This is a genomic window from Leptospira sp. B5-022 (assembly GCF_000347035.1).
GTDB lineage: Bacteria > Spirochaetota > Leptospiria > Leptospirales > Leptospiraceae > Leptospira_B > Leptospira_B cinconiae.
Genome location: NZ_ANIJ01000006.1, coordinates 168,185 through 188,184 on the forward strand (window position 1 = coordinate 168,185; position 20,000 = coordinate 188,184).

At 41.9% G+C, this 20,000-nt stretch carries 15 protein-coding genes and 1 pseudogene; 12 read left to right on the forward strand and 4 right to left on the reverse strand.

What is annotated here, in order from left to right; genetic code table 11:
- The first annotated feature begins 23 nt into the window (after positions 1–23).
- The gene (locus tag LEP1GSC192_RS01395) at positions 24–2,012 is read left to right on the forward strand and encodes a TRAP transporter large permease subunit (protein ID WP_020768180.1); all 1,989 of its coding nucleotides are present in this window, start codon (positions 24–26) and stop codon (positions 2,010–2,012) included.
- Between the two features lie 252 nt (positions 2,013–2,264).
- Here LEP1GSC192_RS01395 and LEP1GSC192_RS01400 read toward each other — a convergent pair.
- A pseudogene (locus tag LEP1GSC192_RS01400) lies at positions 2,265–4,575 on the reverse strand (anion permease).
- A 234-nt stretch (positions 4,576–4,809) separates the two neighbouring features.
- Here LEP1GSC192_RS01400 and LEP1GSC192_RS01405 point away from each other — a divergent pair.
- From LEP1GSC192_RS01405 to pgsW, 7 genes are all read left to right on the forward strand, one after another.
- Positions 4,810–5,169 carry an RNA-binding protein gene (locus tag LEP1GSC192_RS01405; RefSeq protein WP_020768040.1) on the forward strand — a complete coding sequence of 120 codons (360 nt, stop codon included), beginning with the start codon at positions 4,810–4,812 and terminating at the stop codon, positions 5,167–5,169.
- A complete protein-coding gene (locus LEP1GSC192_RS01410; RefSeq protein WP_020768378.1) occupies positions 5,166–5,570 on the forward strand; it encodes an FKBP-type peptidyl-prolyl cis-trans isomerase in 405 nt (134 codons plus the stop codon). The genes LEP1GSC192_RS01405 and LEP1GSC192_RS01410 overlap by 4 nt, the downstream gene beginning before the upstream one ends.
- Positions 5,571–5,845: 275 nt before the next feature.
- On the forward strand, positions 5,846–7,363 hold the full coding sequence (locus tag LEP1GSC192_RS01415) for a PAS domain-containing sensor histidine kinase (RefSeq protein ID WP_020768315.1): 1,518 nt from the start codon (positions 5,846–5,848) through the stop codon (positions 7,361–7,363).
- Positions 7,364–7,398: 35 nt separating this feature from the next.
- Positions 7,399–9,006 (forward strand): SpoIIE family protein phosphatase, encoded by a 1,608-nt coding sequence (locus LEP1GSC192_RS01420; RefSeq protein WP_020768450.1) that lies wholly within the window; start codon positions 7,399–7,401, stop codon positions 9,004–9,006.
- Positions 9,007–9,048: 42 nt separating this feature from the next.
- Positions 9,049–10,239 carry a poly-gamma-glutamate synthase PgsB gene (gene pgsB, locus LEP1GSC192_RS01425; RefSeq protein WP_020768327.1) on the forward strand — a complete coding sequence of 397 codons (1,191 nt, stop codon included), beginning with the start codon at positions 9,049–9,051 and terminating at the stop codon, positions 10,237–10,239.
- A 1-nt stretch (position 10,240) separates the two neighbouring features.
- Complete coding sequence (pgsC, locus tag LEP1GSC192_RS01430) at positions 10,241–10,705, forward strand: poly-gamma-glutamate biosynthesis protein PgsC (protein WP_020768050.1); 465 nt, start codon at positions 10,241–10,243, stop codon at positions 10,703–10,705.
- Between the two features lie 5 nt (positions 10,706–10,710).
- Positions 10,711–11,814 (forward strand): poly-gamma-glutamate system protein, encoded by a 1,104-nt coding sequence (pgsW, locus tag LEP1GSC192_RS01435; RefSeq protein ID WP_232420944.1) that lies wholly within the window; start codon positions 10,711–10,713, stop codon positions 11,812–11,814.
- Here the strand turns inward: pgsW and LEP1GSC192_RS01440 are convergent.
- Genes LEP1GSC192_RS01440 through LEP1GSC192_RS01450 form a run of 3 tightly spaced genes read right to left on the reverse strand, consistent with a single transcriptional unit; the run spans position 11,811 to position 14,335 of the window.
- Positions 11,811–12,788, reverse strand: a complete 978-nt coding sequence (locus LEP1GSC192_RS01440) for an alpha/beta fold hydrolase (RefSeq protein WP_020768123.1) — start codon at positions 12,786–12,788, stop codon at positions 11,811–11,813. The genes pgsW and LEP1GSC192_RS01440 overlap by 4 nt on opposite strands.
- Positions 12,789–12,798: 10 nt before the next feature.
- On the reverse strand, positions 12,799–13,047 hold the full coding sequence (locus LEP1GSC192_RS01445; RefSeq protein WP_232420940.1) for a hypothetical protein: 249 nt from the start codon (positions 13,045–13,047) through the stop codon (positions 12,799–12,801).
- Positions 13,048–13,099: 52 nt separating this feature from the next.
- Positions 13,100–14,335 carry a DUF445 domain-containing protein gene (locus tag LEP1GSC192_RS01450; protein WP_020768420.1) on the reverse strand — a complete coding sequence of 412 codons (1,236 nt, stop codon included), beginning with the start codon at positions 14,333–14,335 and terminating at the stop codon, positions 13,100–13,102.
- Positions 14,336–14,510: 175 nt separating this feature from the next.
- Here LEP1GSC192_RS01450 and LEP1GSC192_RS01455 point away from each other — a divergent pair, with 175 nt between their 5' ends.
- From LEP1GSC192_RS01455 to LEP1GSC192_RS01470, 4 genes are read left to right on the forward strand one after another with little or no spacing between them, the layout of a single operon-like run.
- Positions 14,511–16,175, forward strand: coding sequence for a PAS domain S-box protein (locus LEP1GSC192_RS01455; RefSeq protein ID WP_020768523.1), 1,665 nt, complete (start codon positions 14,511–14,513; stop codon positions 16,173–16,175).
- Positions 16,176–16,224: 49 nt separating this feature from the next.
- Positions 16,225–16,698 (forward strand): cyclic nucleotide-binding domain-containing protein, encoded by a 474-nt coding sequence (locus LEP1GSC192_RS01460; RefSeq protein WP_020768072.1) that lies wholly within the window; start codon positions 16,225–16,227, stop codon positions 16,696–16,698.
- A 7-nt stretch (positions 16,699–16,705) separates the two neighbouring features.
- The gene (locus tag LEP1GSC192_RS01465) at positions 16,706–17,617 is read left to right on the forward strand and encodes an alpha/beta fold hydrolase (protein WP_036088654.1); all 912 of its coding nucleotides are present in this window, start codon (positions 16,706–16,708) and stop codon (positions 17,615–17,617) included.
- A gap of 42 nt (positions 17,618–17,659) precedes the next feature.
- Positions 17,660–19,891 carry a PAS domain S-box protein gene (locus LEP1GSC192_RS01470; protein WP_020768308.1) on the forward strand — a complete coding sequence of 744 codons (2,232 nt, stop codon included), beginning with the start codon at positions 17,660–17,662 and terminating at the stop codon, positions 19,889–19,891.
- The last annotated feature ends 109 nt before the right edge of the window (positions 19,892–20,000 follow it).

Sequence of the window (20,000 nt, forward strand, 5' to 3'; positions counted from 1 at the left end):
TCGCAGATTCCAGAGGATATTCTATGTGGAGAAAAATCGTTTCCTGGGCGGTATTATTCTTTTTATTCGTCCCCCTTGTTCAAAGTGGAAGCCAGCTAGTCCAAGCTAGGCTATTAGGCTTAGGCGGCAGTATTTGGCCGAACTATGCAATGATCCGAAATGTTTGTATCGTGGATCCGAGTGCGGAAACCGAGACAAAAGCGGAAGTCAGCCAAGCCGATATGGACGCCTTGGATGATATCGGTCTAGGGGATACGAGCGGCGGGAAGAATCTAGGAGTTCCTACCGGGCCTACCGAAACCCAATTGGAGTTGGAGAAACTTGCAGGCTCTCTTACTACCGGACAAAAATTATACTGCGGATTCGAGCGCAGGCTTTCCTGGCTAACAATCTCAGCCATTGATTATATTCCTATGACGATGGTATTTTTATTGATCGTAGCTGGAACCGTTTCCACTACCAGAAGATATCATATCGCTCTTCGAAATCCGGAGAACTCCAAAGAAGAGAAGATTACGGAATGGAGTCAGATCGTAGCAAATACGATTATAATGGTATCTGCTGCATTCATGTATCCTCTCCAAAAAGGTGTGGAGGCTCAGATCCAAGTACTTTGGGTTGCAGGTCTCATACTTTTGGCAGGATTAAACTTTTATAATTTAAGAAATCCTCTCTTTAAAAATGGAGAAGGTAAACAGAATACCAAACTTTCGAATGCCTTATTATGCGTTCCTTTGTACGCATGGATGGCGATCGTCTGCGGTTTGTATTTTTTCTTATTGGAACATCATCCCGCGGGACTTGCGATCTATCTTCAGAAATTGACCGCACATGCTTCCTTGTATATACAGATCGGTTTGTACGTATGGACCGGTATTCTTTTAAGAGATACGTCCTTAGGTAGAAGATTTTTCGATCTTTTGAATCCTTGGAAATTCCCTTCGGAACTAATGGCGGTGATCGTTGTTGTGGTCGCGGCTCTTCCTACCGCTTATAGCGGGGCTTCCGGGATTGTTGTGCTTGCATTAGGAGCAACCATTTTTAAGGAATTGAGAAGAGCAGGCGCGAGCCAAGAAAGAGCGCTCGCTGCTACCGCAATGTCCGGTAGTTTGGGAGTGGTTTTACCTCCTTGTCTACTTGTGGTAATTGTGGCCTCTTTAAATTTGGAAGTTACTACGGATGAATTGTTCTATTGGGGTTGGAGAGTTTTTGCTTTATCAACTTCCTTCTTCTTGATCGTAAGTTGGTTTAGCAGAACGGAAACCTGGAAGATCCGTCCTGAAAAAGATGCTTTAGGTAAATCTTTAAAAGCTCTCAAATCGTTATCGGTTTATTTGGTGATTTCAGTTGCGATCGTTCTCACGATAGTGCTTGCTCTTGGTACTCATTTCGACGAAAGAACGGCTCCTTATATTCTTCCGATTGCGATGCTTGCTTTATTGTTCATCGACTATCGTATTTCCAAAAAGGAAAAATTAGAGAATGGAGAGATCCATACGGAGGAAGTGGAACTTGCTAGAACTTCGTATGATGCGGGTTCTCACTTGGGAGCTCTTCTACTTTTGATGGGAATGTCCGCTTCTATGGGCGGGGTTTTTGAAAGATCGGAAGTGATCAATCTGTTCCCGACCCAACTTGGTTCTCCATTGTCCGCGATGCTTATCCTGACATTCGCTCTTGTGATCATCGGTATGTTAATGGACCCGTACGGCGCAGTGATCCTGGTTTCGGTGACCTTGTATCCTATCGCTAAGGCAAACGGGATCCATCCTTTGAACTTCTGGATGACTGCGCTTGTTTCCTTCGAACTTGGATATTTGACCCCACCGGTGGCACTCAATCACTTGTTGACCAAACACGTAGTGAGAGAGCAGTTGATCGAGGATAAAAGTTTAGAAGGTAAGAGCTTCTTTGTAAGACACGAACATATCATAATTCCGATTATCGTTCTGACACTTACTCTACTTTTGACCGCTTTCGGGCCGATCCTGTATTCAAAATACGCTGGGTAAGAGAGACACAGAGTTCAAAAGAGACTTTGAGGGATTTTCACACAGAGACACAGAGACACGGAGTCACCGAGGGTTTATGTATCCGATGTAGGAGTTCCTACATCGGATATTACGGAAGATTTTTGGGCCTGCTTGCGCGTGTTGGAGCTCCTACAACATTAATATCCTCTTCCTGAACCGCTCGTTGGAATTCCAACACCGTCTAATTAGCTCTGCGCGTCCTCTCTGAACTCCGTGCGAGATTCCTTCTAATTATTTCTTCTTTTTCTTCTTGTCTTTGATTTTTGGGAATTCCGCAGAAGGACCGATATTCCCTTTTGCGAATTGTTTCTTTTTAGTTTCTATCCAAGGTAAGACCCAAACCAGTTCTTCTGCAAGAGCGAATAAGTTTTCGTTAATATCCACAAGTTCTTCAATCACTAAGAAGTAAGCTACACTGGATTTTAATTTGCTATCCCCTTTGCGGATACGTTTCATCTGGTTTTTGTAAATCCGGATCTTAATATCCGAAAGTTCTTTCACCTTTTTACCCGACCTTGCCTTTTCTAACAAACCAGGCACCTTATCGGATTGCGCCAGAAGTTCGAAAAGATCTTCTGCGAGTTTACGCAATTCTTTTAGATCTTCTCTTTCGTCTTTGGTGAGTCCGGTTTGAAAACGATCTATTTTTTCCGAAGTGTTCCTATGTATATTTGTAAGATTCTCCGCGATTCTATCTATATAACCGAGTGCACTTGTGAATGGATGGATGGATTGGAAGTCTGACTCGTCGAAATGTCTGTCCACCAAACTTAAAATAGCGGAGATGGAAGATTCGTAATTTTTTTTCAGGTTCTTTAATATTTTAGAAGCCTGTTTGAAATCCTTCTTCTTTCCGCCGATATATCCGGAAGAAAGAGTATTCATGGCTTTTTTCGCTAATAACAAATTTCCTAATAAAGAAGAAAGAGATTTAGAAAGCGCCTTTTCGGGGTGTTTGGTCAAGAGCAGAAGTTTTTCGAGGTTCTCATCGTATTCTGCCTTTCTTTTTTTGTGGACACGATTAAAGGCAAACACTAAAAAAAATGTCAATACTAAAACTATTAGCACTGCTGTGAAACCGAAAGAGTAAAATAAGGCTGCTATAAATCCTCCTGTAAAGGAAGCAAAGACGGCAGTCATAAACCATCCGCCCACAACCGTTAGGACTCCGCTGACTCGATTGACCGCATTTTCTTTTTGCCAAGCTCCGTCTGCGAGTGAGCTTCCCATTGCCACCATGAAAGTGACAAATGTGGTAGAGAGCGGGAGTTTTTCTATCGTCCCGATCAGGATCAAAGCGGAAGCAATGAGAATATTAACGGAAGCTCTTAAGAGATCGAAAGCATCACTTTCATGCATTCGGACCAGCTCCAAAGTCCCGGTTTGTTTGAATCTGGAAGAGATCCCAGGTACGGATGATGGAAGGTAAAAATCTTTTGATAGGGTAATAGATCCCGACCGCAATCTGTATGAAAACTCTCGCTACCATGCTGGATTGGTATGCTTCTATGGTTTCTCCTTGGGAACCTAAACTTACTTCGGTCCTAGTTACCGTTTCCGCCTTCTTGGATTTGAATAATGCGAAGATCATGATCAATGCGGCGCCGAGCAAAAGTCTATTGTCGGTAAATACTTCTTTTCCCAAACCGATTGCCATGGAATTTGCATCCCAATTGGCTGCTTTGATCAGTTGGTGTGTCTGTAAACTTGCAATCGGAACTCCGATAAAGTTCACTAAGTCGTTACTTGCAAATGCCATTGCAAGTGCGGCGGTTCCGAATAATACGACGATCTTTAGAACGTTTACTTTGGAGAAGATCAGTATCTGGAATAGGATGGAAAAACCTATAAAACTTAAGGTCAGAATGGTCTTAAAATTGGTTTGGATCCATCCCAAAGTTTCCTTACTCAAGAATGTGGATCCTTTCATTGCGGTTAGAAGAATGAAAAAGATCACAACTGTGATAGCCAGTCCGGAAAAAATCCCGCCGAACCACAAAAGAGTTTTTTCTAAACGAAAACTGAAGATGAGTCGGAAAAAGAACATCAGGATCAGTCCAGCAAAAAAAGCGAGTATCACGGACAAAGCGATCCCAAAGATGATCTTTAAAGCGGACTCGGAGTTTATGATCTTAAATGCGTCGTTTAAGGTATCCGTTTTGAGAATTGCAAGGACCAAGGAGGCTCCTAATAATTCGAAGACCAAGGAGACGGTGGTGGAAGTGGGAAGTCCAAGGGTATTATATAAGTCCAGAAGGATGATATCGGAAACCATCACCGCCAAAAATAAGAACATCAACTCGGCTAAACTGAAAAATTCCGGATGAAAGATCCCTTTTCTGGCAACCTCCATCATTCCGCTGGAGCTTAAGGCCCCCAGTAATATGCCGAATGCGGAAACGATCAGGATGATTTTTCTGGAAGCCGCTCTAGAGCCGACTGCCGAATTCGTAAAGTTCACTGCGTCATTGGAAACTCCGACGAGTAAGTCCATTACCCCGAGTACAGCCATAACAACTACGATGATTAAGAAGATATCCATGTATCCTATTCCTGGAAAATTTGAAGGGAGAATACCCGAACCGGGTCTTTTGGGTAGTATTTACGGCAAAGTAGGAGCCTCAACCTAAATTTCCGCCGGTTTCTTTTTCAAAATGGTGATTATGAAATGCGCTTTCGATTTCCCCCCGACCTGAAAGAATGGGTGATCTAACCGGTTTTTTTTAAGAAAGTAGAAGGCCGGTATCAATCGTCGCGATATACAAAAGGAGGCGGTATGAAGATTTCAGTGGGCAATCTTCCTCAAGAATGGAAGGAAGAAGATTTGGAAAAATTATTTTCTAAATATGGAAAGGCAGAACATATTTCTATCAAAAAGGACAAACTCACAGGACGTTCTCTGGGATACGGTTCTTTGGAAATGGAAGATGCAGCGGCCAAAAAAGCCCTGGAAGCTTTAAACAAGTACGAGGTTTCCGGAAAAGTTTTGACGGTGGTGGACGCCGAAGAATGGAAAAAAGAATTCGATAAAAAACAAACCGTAAAAGGTGGGCCAAGTCACAATAAGGTGCATGGAAGCCAAACCACGGGAGGATTCGGAAGCTCCGTCAGACGTACTGGAGGTAGAGGAAAATGAATTTAAAAAGAATCTATATACTAACTGCAATTTTAATCTCAGCATTCGTTTTAAGCCTAGGTGTATTTGCTCAAGGGCAGAACGGTCTTGTGATTAAGGACATCAAAAAGGGTACAGGAAAAGAGGCCTTCAATGGGTCTAACGTAACCGTTCATTATACTGGGTGGCTTACCAACGGAAAAAAATTTGATAGCTCCAAAGATAGAGGGACTCCCTTTCGTTTTGATTTGGGTGCTGGACAGGTGATCCGAGGTTGGGACAAAGGAGTCCAAGGTATGAAAGAAGGTGGGATCCGTAAATTGACCATCCCTCCTGAAATGGGCTATGGAAGTTCCGGAGCTGGTACAATCCCTCCGAATTCTACGCTGATTTTCGAAGTAGAATTGATCAAAGTTTACTGACATTTCTGTGTTAATTCTGTTGCTTCTATTCTAACGGATCGGAAGCAACAGATGAAAATATCACGATTTCACTGCAATTCACGACAAACCAGCATCTCGACTTATCCTGCTTATTCTTTTTTTTCCAAATTTGTAATATTTAAACAAGCTCTCTCTTCCCATTAACTATAAGAGCCTGATCGGAAGATCTAGGATTCTTGAAACCCGAAATCGAATACTATTCAATCACTTAGTTTTGGTACGGATGATAAAAAGAAAGAAGGAGGAGGAAGGTCTTGGATCAAAAAAACACACTAGCCGCTGCGTCTTCTTCCGAATATCGTACCCTATTCGAACACCAACCGTTAGCCGCCTTTTTGGTGGAACGAGATGGAACCATCACACTAGTAAACCAGAAGTTCGAGGATATTTCCGGAAAGAAAAAATCAGAGATCGAAGGAAGAATGAGATGGTGCCATTTTGCGCATCCCGATGATAAGGAAAGCCTTCTGGACGCATTCTTAGACAAATCTAAACATGAAATTCCTAGAGTGTTTTCCGCAAGGACAAGACTTCTTTCTGCAAACGGATACAAAAAGGTATTTGTAAGAGCAAACCGGATCCCAACGGAAGAAGGCAGAGTTCTTGTTCAATTTCAAGAATTGGATGAGGAAGGTCTTCTCAAAGATTATTCATTGGAAGACTCGGACTATCGCTGGCGTTCCTTTTTGCTGGAAGGAATGGATTTTGTGGTCATTATGGACCTGAACGGCAATGTATTATTCATAAATAGGACATTTACCGGAGTTCCCACGGAAGAGATCCAGGGAAAAAATTTTTTTGAAGTATTAAAAACTTCTGATGCTTTAAAACTACAAGCAGTCATTACCCGAGTATTGAATACGGGAAATCCGGAAGCATTCGAAGAATGGAGCAGCTTCACAGGTAAACGAAGTCATTATTATATCAGGATCTCTCCGGTTACAAAACAAGGAGAGATCAGTGCGATCCTACTTGCGATCTCAGACACCACCCAACAAAAGGAATCCGATTCGGATCGTTTGAGAAGAATGGAATCCCAAAGGCATAGACAAAAATTGGAAGCGCTTGGTACCTTGGCGGCTGGAGTTGCCCACGAGATCAATAATCCCCTTACCGGCATTCTGAATTATGCCGAGCTGGTTCGTACTCAGGTGGAAGAAAACGAATCTCTCTCCAAAAATATGGAAGTGATCATCCGCGAAAGCGAAAGAATTTCCGGCATCGTAAGAAGTTTATTAGGTTTCGCTCATAAAGAAGAAGGTATCAAGGCGTTTGTTTCTACCGGAGAAATTATGTATTCTTCCATTCAACTTTTGTTGCCATTCTTAGTCCGAGACGGGATCCGAATTGAAGGAATGGATCGTTTAGTGGATGCTGATAGCGAAATTCCTTTGGTAGTAGGTGAGCCTCAAAAGTTAAAACAGGTTTTTCTAAATTTGATCACTAATGCAAGGGATTCTCTGAATGATAAGTATCCTTTTGAAACGGATCAAAAAAAGATCGAAGTGTCTCAGTCGATAATCGAAAGAGGAGATACCCGCTTCGTCAAGATCACGGTCAAGGATTGGGGAATCGGAATCAGTGAAGAGAATATTAATCGTATTTTCGATCCATTTTTCACTACAAAGCCAACTACGGTCGGAACTGGGCTTGGGCTATCCGTTAGTTATGAAATCGTTCGTGAAATGGGTGGAGAGATAGAGGTTGAAAGTTCCGAGGAAGAATACGCTACATTTCATATCATGATCCCAGCTTCGGAAAAGATTTCTTGACCTTGCTTTAGCTAAGGAGATACTTTTGATCTCCTATGTCAGAAGCAGAGGAAAAATCTTCCGGATCGCGCACCCCCTTCCAATCCGCTTCTAGAAAAGACGTAATTCGGATCTTAGAAAGAATTACGGACGCATTTTTGTCCCTGGACAGGGAACTTAAGATTTTATACGCCAATTTCGAAGCCGAAAAACTTCTGGATATTATCCGCGAGAATTTAGTAGGCAGAAGATTACCCGAAATACTTCCTCAATTTAATTATAGCGCATTGTTCCCTGCGATGATCGAATCCATGCATACGGGACTCCCCAAGGACTTAGAGATCTTAGATCCGAAAGAAAATATTTGGTACGAGGTCCGTATCTTTCCTTCCGTCGAGGAGATTGCTGTATATCTGCGTGATGTGACTTCCAGAAAAGAAGGAGAGGTAAAACTCAAAGAATCCGAAGAAAGACTTTCGGAACTTGTGAGAACTTCTTTGGATTCTATTCTTTCCGTGAACGAATCCATGGAAATCGTAATGATGAATCCGGCAGCCGAAAAATTGTTCGGATATTCTTCTTGGGAAGTGAACGGAAAGTCTTTGGAATTTTTACTCCCGAAAAGACGTAATAAACTTTTTTCTAAAGTGTTACGGAAGATAGGAGAAAGTTCCGACAGGGGAATTTTCGGTCCGTTTAGAGCCAAACGTAAGAACGGATCGGAACCAATTTTAGAAGCTTCCGTTTCCAAAGTAAATACTTCCTCCGGAAAAGGATATACTCTGATACTTAGGGATATAACAGACAGGATTTCCATCCAAAAGAAGCTGAGAGGAACCGTAGAAGAACTAAAAACCGTGGATAGAGAAAGGTTGGACCTCCTACAAAATCTGGAAGCGGAAGTGGAATCGCGCTCCAAAGAGCTTACCAGATTTTATCGTTTGATGAAGGAAGAATTGAATCTGGCAAAAAAGGTCCAGAACAGTTTACTTCCACCGATCGATTATTCCATTCCGGGAGTTCAAACTTTCGTAAATTATCTTCCGGTAATGGAGGTAGGAGGGGATTGGTTCGATATATTCGAATTTCGTCCCGGTGTACTTAGGGTAATCTTGGCGGATGCTACCGGGCACGGGGTACAGGCTGCGCTAGTCACGATGACAATCAAAGGTGTTTACGAACCGCTAAAATATCTGGCGGATTCTCCCTTGGAACTGATCAAGGGGATCAATACGGATTATTGTCGGAACTTTAAGAATTTACAGATGTACTTTTCCTGTTTTATCCTGGATGTGGATACGATCGAAAGAAAGATCCGATTCGCATCCGGAGGTCATCCCGCACTCTTATGGAAATCCAAATCGGGAATTAACCTTCTGGAAAGAACAGGCTCTCTTCTGGGTTTGAACGCGAAAATGGAATATTTGGAAGAAGAATTCGAATACTCGGAAGGAGATTCCATACTCATGTTAACCGATGGGATATTTGAAGAATTCGATTCGGAACAAAATCCATTCGGAGAAGAAAGAATAGAAAAAATTTTCAGAGAGTCCGGGCTAAGCGGGTTGGAATTACATTCTCAGATCATACGCGAAATGAAAGCCCATTTGGGAGATAAAGAACCCCAAGACGATATCACATTGATTTCTTTGAACTTAAGCTAATCTCAGTTGACCTAAGGACTTGTTTGGAAACACATTCTTTACGTGTCCGAATTGCTAATATTATTTCCATTACTTCTAATTCTGTTAGGATTCGGATTTGCAGAATATATTCTTCATATTTATAGAAGGAATAAGATCCCGATCCGAATTCATGTGAATGGTACTCGAGGAAAAAGTTCCGTCACTAGACTGATTGCATCCGGCTTGAAAAAGGGTGGATATCGGGTGCTTGCCAAAACAACAGGAACTGTTCCGAGACTTATATTACCGGACGGTTCCGAAAAAAATATTATCCGATACGGAGCCCCCAACATTTTAGAACAGAAGTTTGCGATCAAAGAAGCTGAAAAACAAGGTGTGGATGCGATCGTTTTAGAATGTATGGCCCTTGTTCCATTCAACCAGAAAGTTTCGGAAGAAAAATTAATAAGGGCCACGCATGCAGTCATTACAAACATAAGAGAAGATCATTTGGAAATTATGGGTCCTGAAAAGAAGGACGTAGCCTTGGCTCTAAGCGGATCCATTCCGGAATCGAAGGTCTTATTTACTTCCGAAAAAGAATTTTTTCCTTTTTTCCAAGAAATAACAAAAAGGAAAAAGACTGAAATCATTCCCACTCATCCCGGAAAATATTCACATCTAAACTATATGCAAGGTTTTGCATATTATGAACATCCTGAAAATGTGATCCTTGCGCTGGAAGTCTGCGAGTTTTTAGGGGTAAAACCTGAGATTGCAATCCAAGGAATGTGGTCTCACTCTCCCGATTTAGGCGCTAGTTTTTTTGCAGAATACGATCTGGGAGAAAAAAAGATCGCATTTGCAAACGGTTTTGCGGCAAACGATCCCAGATCTGCTGCTAGTATTTGGGAGAATGCCATCTTACGCTTCCCGGCATATTCATATAAAGTGGCTCTTGTCAATTGTAGAAAGGATAGACCGGAAAGATCCGAACAAATGGCAAAAGAAATCCTATCTTGGAAGAAAAATTCTCCCGACCTAATTTTGATTGCCGGAGAAGAAACAGAAGTATTCCAAAAGACCTGTTTGAAATTAAGTTCAGGAAATCCTAAAATGGAAAATCTGAAATCTATGAATGCGGGTGAAGTATTGGGATTTTTCAAAATATTTTTACCTTCTAATTCGATGATAGTCGGATTGGGGAACATAGGCGGTCTAGGCTTAGAACTTCTGGAACATTTAAAACAAACAGGAATGATGAAAGGATGATATGGACTTATTAAGTATTTCCATAGGTATAGGACTAGGCATCAGTCTATTCTTTTCCGAATTTTTCGGGATCGCCGGTGGGTTGGTCGTTCCCGGCTACTTTGCTTTACAGCTCCAGAATCCGGTCAATATTCTTCTTACATTATCGGTAAGTTTGGGAGTTTTTGGCCTAGGGAAATTCATTTCAAAATTTGTAATATTGTACGGAAAAAGAAGGACGGCAATCTTACTTTTACTTGGATTCGTTTTAGATGCGGTCGGCAACGAATGGATATTTCCTCGGATCTTTACGGAGGTTGTCCAGTTAGAATCGGAAGTAAGGGCGGTTGGCCATATTATTCCCGGTCTGATCGCCGTTTGGATGGATAGGCAAGGTTGGTTGGAAACTTTGGCGTCTTTACTCACGGCATCCGTGATCGTTCGTTTGATATTGATCCTATTTCTTGGAAAGGAGTTATTACCTTGAAGGGAATGTATTGGAATTCTTCTAATAAGTCCGTTCTATATTATTTGCTCTTAGTCGTATTTTCACTTTTTGGAATATTCTTAGTGGAATATTTTCTTTCCGAGAAAATTCAGCCCCACTATTCGGAAAAAATCGAAGCGGCAAAACTGACTGCTAAAGCGTTTCAAGAAATCAGGGAATACAAAGTATCGATAAACAAAAAGATAGATCCGGTTTCCGACCCATCCGATTCGGGATTGATCGGTGAATTTTTTACAGTTGTTACGAGCAATTTGGGATCGCTTAGGGCCAAACAAACTTCCATCAATCCCAACTTTGGAGCCTTAGTTTTGGAGTATCTCATCCAAGCCGGGGTCCAAAAGGGCGATACTGTCGCCGTTTCTCTGTCCGGATCTTTTCCCGCTTTGAATATAGCGGTATATTCCGCTGCGAAAGTTTTGGATCTGAAACTTGTGATCATCTCCAGTTTAACTTCTTCCCAATGGGGCGCGAATGATCCTGATCTTTTATGGCCGGATATGGAGAAGAGACTCTATACCCGAGGAATTTTTCCCTACATCTCTTTGGCTTATAGTTGGGGAGGGATTGAGGACCAGGCGTTCGGGATCCCGAAAGAAGGGTCGAAGCTACTACAAAATTCCGCTTCCAAACATTCTCTCCCCATGCTCCAATCTAGGAATTACTCGGAAAGTCTGGAAGAACGGATGAATCTGTATTCCGCAGGGAGCCCCATTTCAGAATATAAAGCTTATATCAATGTAGGTGGGGGAACAGTTTCCGTGGGAACTAAAAAAAACGAGGGAGAATTTTCAGCCGGATTGAATTTGAAACATCCCATCTCTCGACAGGGAAAAGATTCCGTCATGAGGCGTTTTGCGAATGCGGGGATACCGGTCATTCATTTGGTCCGAGTGGAAGAACTTGCGACCCAAAACGGATTTACGATCCAACCGAAAAAAATGCCGGAGCCCGGAGAGGGGAAAATATTTAAAAGATACGAATATGATCCTCGATTAGCCGCTGCGGTTTTAGTCGGAATATTCGTTTTACTTTATATATTTTTTAAAAGAGATCATTTTATAGAAGAAGATCGGGACGAATCTCTTTAAAATTGCAGAAATTTTAGTATTTCTCGGTCTCTTTCCGTATCTTCCAAAAGTACGGATTCATAATGGTTTTTGTCTTTTAATTCGTAAATTTTCAGATTTTGGATCTTTTCTTTCATCCTCTCTATTGCGGAAGATGGTAATAGTTCGTCTCCCGGTTTGAAATTCGGTTTTAGGGCTCGGATCACAAGCACGGGACAATGTAATGAGGAGTAGGGCATGACCTTATTATCTTGGACGGTTTTGAAAAATTCTTTTGGATTTTTCAAAAGTCTGGCAAAAATACCCGTCGGCTTCATGGCACCCCCCATGTTCTTTAGCTCGCTATCGATCACAAAGGGAGGAATAGAACAAAGCACAGGTCCGTACAAAGTATCTCCTGGCATCAAGGAAGAAGAAAGTATTCCGACCGGTTCCAGTTCATACATTAAGAAATTTTGAATATTCTTATTCCAGGCGGAAAGTAATGGGGACTTTTTAGCCTCTTGTAGATAAATTTCCTTACTAGGGATCCTTCTGCCTAAACGGGCTAAGGAACCTTGTATCATAAGAAGATTGGAAATTTTACGTTTGATGGAAAGTTCTCCGCCTCCGTCTATCAAAACCGCTTTTTCCAAAAAATCGGAGTATTTTTCCGCAAATCTGAGAGTGATCCAGGCGCCTAAAGAATGGGAGAGAATGGAAATTTTAGAATATCCTAATATTGATGAAAGATCTTTTAGGTCCTGAGCATGTACTCTTGCGGAATATTCCTCTTTGGGCTTGTCCGAATTTCCTCTTCCGCGTAGATCATATACGATTACGGTGATCCCTTTTTTAGAAAGCCCTTCCGCGATCGGTTCGAAGTTTTTTAAATTTCCGGTCAGACCATGAACGCAGAAGAGCGGGACTTTTGATTTGCCGGGAAAGACCCGATAGGCGATTCGGATTCCGGAAGGTAGAGTCGCTATTTTGGAATCCGAACCGAATTGTAACATTCTGTAATATTTAAGAGACTTCCGCTCCGAGTCGGATCAGAATATTCTCCAAATTTTTTTCCATTTCTTGCCGGAATGCTATATGTAGTAAAGCAATCTTTTCCCTTTTTTTGACGGCTGAAAATCCTTCCGCTTCCCTCTGCAATTTGAACCAGATCCTGGATTCACCTAATCCCGAAAATTTAATACAAAAATCGTCTTCTTTCAGATCGAATTTAGTGATCGCACCTAATTCTCCTCCGGAGATTGCTTTTGTCAATTTCCGGAGGAAAGATTCTGGATCGGAACCTTCTACCTTAATCAGCTCCATATTATACCGCGATCATGTAGATCCCTTGCACAAGACCTACGATCGCTCCTAAAACGGAACCGATCAGGATAAGAACGTACTCGTCTTCTTGGAAAGCGGATCTTAAGATAGGTTCGAATTCTTCCGGTGGGAGATCTTTCATACGTTTGAACATATTATTCTCTATGCTCATCGCTCTTCCCATATACGTTTCGAGTTTCGTAGAACTTCCTGCTAAGGAATCGCTTACTTTGCGGATGACTTCTTTTTTGGTATTTTCGAAATCGGAATCTTCTCCCTTATTCTCCGCATCCAGTTGTCCGGATAAGTTCAGCCTGGCAGCGGCGGATTCCGTTTCCGCTTGGATAGTCTCTACCAAAGTCCTTGCGGCTCTTTTGTATAAGATCTCTTCTAATACGTTTCTTGCTGTGAGAACTTGGGTTGCGAATACGTTCGAATATTTTTTGGAAACTTCTTCCTGTCTTGCGATGAATAAACCTCTATATTTGATCGGTCCCAATCTTTTTTCGTAAAGAGGACGGAATATCATCGTGAGCGCCACCCAGTTGGTGATATATCCTACGATCACTCCTTGGATGGGAAGCGTCCACCAGATAGGAAGATAATTCCAAAGCACTGCCTGGGCGATACCGAGTGCACCGCCGAGGGCCCAACCGCAATGTTCTATAAATTTGAATTCTTTAGAACCTACTTCCTCGAAGATGTTTACGATCCTTTCTACATTCGGTCCTGTAAGTTTACGCAAAACCAGGGATCTGAAATTGAAAACGGAGGATACGTTCTCCTTTACCTGGGTCATGATATTTTTCACCGTATGAGCGCATTTTTCTTGGACAGCTCTTACGATCTCTTCCCCATGCCCGTTCTCTAAATGTTTTCTTAAGACGGGATTGATATGATGAACGATTTCATGGGTTGCCGAAGGGATCAGATCATTTAATACAGGTTGGAATTCGGTCTCTAATTGATCCGGATCTACTTTGGAGAAAAAATCCTCTACCTTGATCAGCCTTTCGGTCATGATATTCACCGATTTTAGGGCCAATTTCTGGGCCTTTTTCGGAACGATCCCTTGCCATCCTAAATAAGGTGGAATCCCTACAAATTCCAACGGGTAGAAGGTCATTTTTAAGGCTACCACGTTGGTAAACCAACCTACGAATCCGTAGGTAAGGGGCATCATGAAGACCCCGATCAATTCTTTGGTTATAGTGATATTGAGGAAGGGCAAATCCATATTTTCAATTCCTGTAGCGTGCGCTATACTATTCGGTTCTATTGCAAAGTCCTTTTCGACCCAATGCACTGCAAGTTATTTTTCCCAACTTTCTGGGAACTTTCCCGAAGGTTTTGAAAAAAGATTTTTCAGAGTCGAATAACTCTTGGAAATAGTGCTCTCCAGTTTTTAAATTATGAAATCCTCCTTCTTCCCTTATTGGTGTATTCTAATGGATCCGTCCGGTTTGATCCTTGAGACAAATCTTCCTCTGGAATCCTGGAGACAAAATCCACTCTCCTATTTTTTGAACGGAACGGACAAGATCCAAGGGGAAAACGGAAGCGCTGTACTTTTTTGGCAACCGGGAAAAAGTCCCGTGTCATTTCCGGGAAACAAAGGTCTTCTTGCGAGTTGGTCTCTCACTCATGGGATGTTTTGGGTCAAAATGGAACCGCTGGAGGAAGATTCCGCTTCTCTAATGGAAAATTCCTTTTGGAAAGAATTTTTATCCAGCGACAGGCCCTTCCGACAGATTTTTGAGACAAACCAAGCAATTAAATGGATACTCGATCCTGACTCGGGCGATATTTTGTACGCGAATCAGGCTGCGAGCCAATTTTACGGTTACAGCCAAGAAGAACTTCTGCAGATGAAGGTCACCGATATCAATACTCTCACGAAAGAACAAATTTTCGAAGAGATGAGAATGGCTGCGATTGAAGCCAGACAATATTTCCGTTTCAGACATAGATTAAAGAACGGAGAAGTCCGCGATATGGAGGTTTACAGCGGGCCGTTGCAGTTCGGTGGAAAAAGGGTATTATTCTCCATTTTATACGATGTGACTGAAAGAGTAAGAGCGGTCTCTTTATTGGAAGAAAATGAACGAAGGTATCGCTCTTTGGTGGAGAACGCGTCCGATTCGATCATTATTACAAATTTTGAAACTAAAATTTTAGAAGTGAACAGGAGAATGTGCGAACTTTTAGAATATACCAAAGAAGAACTCCAAACATTTACATTAGAGAATATTCTCGATGAAGAAAGTTTTAGGCAGTCTTTGCATAGAATTCCTGCATTAGAGATCGGCAAACCTGTGATCCTAAGCAGAAAATTTAAAAGTAAATCCGGTAGAATTATAGAAGCGGACGTGAATGCCGTGCGAATAGACGAGTCCCGATATATGGGAGTTGCCAGAGACGTGACGGAAAGAAATTGTATGACGAGGACTTTGGAGAGATCCTTAAGGGAAAAAGAATCCATGCTCCAAGAGATCCACCATCGGGTTAAAAATAATCTGCAAGTGATCTCTAGTCTTCTTGGACTTCAATATGAGAATACGGAAGATCCTAACCTAAAACGAATCTTAAAAGAGTGTGAGAATCGGGTAAAGTCGATGGGATTTGTTCATGCGGAATTATATAGGTCGGAAAATTTCGCGGCAGTAGACTTAGAAAATTATTTTACCACGGTTTCTTCTAATCTGATCCGAGCGTATGGCGGACTTCCGCGAATACAACTGCATCTGGACCTCAGTTCTCTGGAGGTGAGTATTGAAAGAGCGATCCCTCTCGGACTGATCCTAAACGAACTTCTTACCAACTCCTTAAAATACGCATTTCCGAAAGATCGTTCCGGAAAAATACAAGTGCGGATCTTTAAAGAAGAATTGAATATCGTCTTCTCATATTCGGACGATGGGGTCGGATTTAGAAAAGAAAATCATATCGGTTCTGGGACTATCGGCATTCAGCTCATTGAGATCTTGTCCAGGCAGCTGAAAGGAAGTTCCGAATTTACTTCGGAAAATGGAGTTGTTTTTCGTCTTAGAATTCCGGACTGGAATCCAGGAAAGTAGCTTGATGGTTTTTTTCTAGGCTTAATACTCGGTCTTTGGTAAGGAACACATGCAACACACTACAGAAGAAATCCTACACCAGATTTATTTATTTTCCAGCTTCTCAATGGACGAGCTGGCTAAAATAGCCGAGAAGACCAAATACAAGGTGCTTGAACAAGGAGAAGCGGTTTACCAAGAAGGGAACGAAGCCAAGGCGTTCTATGTGGTAATGTACGGAACTCTGAAAATTTTGACTTCCACCGAAAAAGGGGACGATGTGAGCGTAACTACGATCGCTACCGGTGACCATTTCGGAGAATTCCCGTTTCTGGATCAGGGAAAACGAGCCGGAACGGTAGAAGCGATGGAACGTTGCGAACTCTTGGAAATCCCGTTCGATCATCTACAGCATATTTTGGATTCCGATAAGGAACTTGCTCTGAAATTTTATAAAGGGATCACCACCTATTTGGTGAAAAGAATGAGACTACTTACTCATGACTTGGCCTATGCTAGGGAATTAAAGAAACGTTATTCGTAATTTGACTATGCATAGGAAATTTTCCCCAATCTACTTATTGTTTATTTTTTTCGGGCTGACCTATTGTTCCGAGACTCTGGTTAAAACCGGTATCGGTTATGAAAGATGGAAAGCAGGACTCGAAAAAAAACAAACCAAGATAGAACCTTGGAACTGGGTATATTTAGAAGGGGGGCAAGGTAGCGAAAAGATCCTGATGGTCCACGGATTCGGCGGAGATAAGGATAATTGGACTAGATTTTCCAAGTGGATCACTCCTCAATACACAGTGGTGGCTGTGGATCTCCCCGGTTTTGGTGAAAACGATAGAATCGCAGGTCAGGATTATAATATCGTCGAGCAAGTAAAACGCTTGGACGAGTTTGTCGTTAAACTTGGCTGGGAAAAATTCCATATTGTAGGAAATTCTATGGGGGGAGCGATCTCGGGAGTGTATGCTGCGACGTATCCGCAAAAAATCTTGTCTCTCGGATTATTTGCACCCTCCGGAATTAATAGTCCTGAAAAAAGTGAATTGTCTAAAAACTTGGAAAAGGGAAAGAATAATTTAGTTGCGACTAACGCGGAAGAATTTAATGAATTGATGAAATTCATTTTTGTAACACCGCCTCCGGTTCCTTCTTTTTTGGCATCCTATTTTGCGGAACGAGCCGTCAAAAATTCCGAGTTTAATAAATATATATTTAAACAGATCCGATCTACCGGTTTTCCCTTGCAGGAAAATATGAATAAGATCCGGACAAAAACTCTTATCTTATGGGGAGATACGGACAGGGTGCTGAGCGTTTCCGGCGCCGGGGTGTTAGAAAAGGGGATTGCGGGATCTAAAAAGGTGATCTTGAAGGATATGGGTCACGTTCCCATGTTAGAAAGACCCGAAGAAGTTGCGAATACTTACAAAGAATTTTTAGTGAAGTAAGCTCTCGAAAACCACGGTTTTTAGGAGTTATTCGGAGTTGCGATGGCTTTTGCCAAACTTCTAAAATGGTTTCAAAATCGGAATCTTCGAAAAAAAATTGATAAAGAGATCCGCGCGCTTGCACCCGAGGTGTTTAACGATTATCTTTACCGGGTAGACGTATTAGATAACGGAAATCTAATATTAAGCTGGGCAAACGACGGTTTTTTGAAATTCTGCGGGATAACCATCGACGACTTAAATAGCCCCTGGGCAGCCGCAGATCCCAAATATTTTCATCCCGACGATCTGGAACTGATCAGACAAAGAATAAGATCATTATTATCCGGAGCTTCTCGTACGGATGAATATCGAGTGTACGGTCCGGACGGTGCGATCCGTTGGCTTCGGGACCACGCACATCCTATTTGGGATCCGATCAAAAAAAGGGTAACCGAGATCTACGGTTCCATCCAAGACTTAACTCCATTACGAAAAAGTGAAATAATTCTACAAGACCAACTTTCTTATATCGGCATTCTTTTGGATAGTACGGAAGAATGGGTCATTAGAGTTAACCAAGCGGGAAAGATACAATATGTGAATTCTTCCGGGAGGTCCGAGGTCAGAAAACAATTTGGGATCGAATTGGCCCAAGATTCCAAGATACTTTCGTTGATCTCGGAAACACATCGGGAAATTTTCCAGGCACAATTGAATAAGGCATTTTCCGGTGCGAAGGTTAAATGGCATTTTTCCAAATTATTTCCAGTACAACCCAATTCGGAATTGGAAGTTTCGTTCGCTCCATTGTCCAAGGAAGGAGCAATTAAAGAAGTCGTAATATTCGTAAAAGACGTGACTCTTAGGACCGTTTGGGAAACCGCCCTACTTGCAAGTGAGGAAAAATACAGAAAACTAGTGGAAGTTTCTCCCGACGCAATAGGTTTACATGCGGACGGAAAAGTAATATATATAAACCAAGCCGGGCTAAAAATGCTCGGATACGATACTGTGGAAGAGGTGGAAGAAAAGCCGATTATAGAATTCGTACATCCTGATTCGAGGCAAATCGTTGCCGAAAGAGTGCTGAGAGCAATGCTCAAGTCCGAACCTCTCGAACCTATCGAGGAAAAATTTATTCGAAAAGACGGAACAGAGATCTCTGTTGAAGTTTCCGGTGTTGCTTTCGAGCAAAGAGGGCAAAAGTTAATGCAGGTGATCGTCCGAGACATCACGGAAAGAAAAAAGGCCGAACATGAGTTAAGTGAACTGAGAAAGAAGATATTACAAACGAACGATAGACTCCAAGCGATCATTGAAGGTGTGAAAGACTCGATATGTGCGGTGGATATGGATTTAAGAGTTATCTCCTGTAATACCGCATTTGAACTTATGGTCTGGAAACTGTATGGAAAAAGGGTTACTGTCGGCCAAAGGATCTGGGATATCGCTATAGATAATGCGGAAGAAAAAGAAAGGATTATCCAGAACTGGAGTAGGGCACTTACCGGTGAAGTTTTTAAATTAGAGAGAAAAATTTCCGGACTGATTAAGGACTCCGTAGTACTCGAGATCAATTATAGTTCTATCCGGGATGAAAGTCATAATATGATAGGGGCTACTCAGATCATTAGGGATGTAACGGATCGATACCAATATGAAGAAACGTTACGGAAATCTTTGGACGAAAAAGAAGTGATGTTAAAGGAGATTCATCATAGGGTCAAAAATAATCTGCAAGTGGTTTCCAGTTTGTTAAGTTTACAAACTGATTTTACGGATGATCCAAAACTGGTTTCTATTCTGAAAGAATGTGAAAGAAGGATCCAGTCCATGGCTTTGGTACACAAGGAACTTTACCAAAACGATACGATTGCTGATGCGGACTTCACCGAGTATCTGAACAATTTACTTGTGGCGCTCGTTCAGTCTTACGGTGCGAACAAAAAAGTGGGTTATTCGATAGAATCTCAGGATATACGTTTAAATTTGGATTTTGCGATCCCGCTCGCATTGGTTTTTAACGAACTAGTTTCAAATTCCTTAAAGTATGCTTTTCCCGGTGAGCAAAAAGGGGAAATATTCATCTCTATTTCCAAAAAAGAAAACGGGCTTTCCATTTCTATAGGAGATAACGGTGTGGGACTACCTAAAACGGTGGATGTCAGGAATTCCGAAGGATTGGGGCTACAATTAGTCGGAATGTTATTGGAGAAGCTGAAGGCAAAATGGGGACTTGAAACCGTAGAAGTAGGCACCAGATTTAAAATAGAACTTCCTATTCCTAAATAGATCTTTATAATCCGTTCCGAAATTTTGTTTTTCTTAACGTGTGTAGTCTCGAGTTAAACGCCCGGGGCAGGCTCTTAAAAGAATTGCTTCTAAGCCGGATTCATAAAGG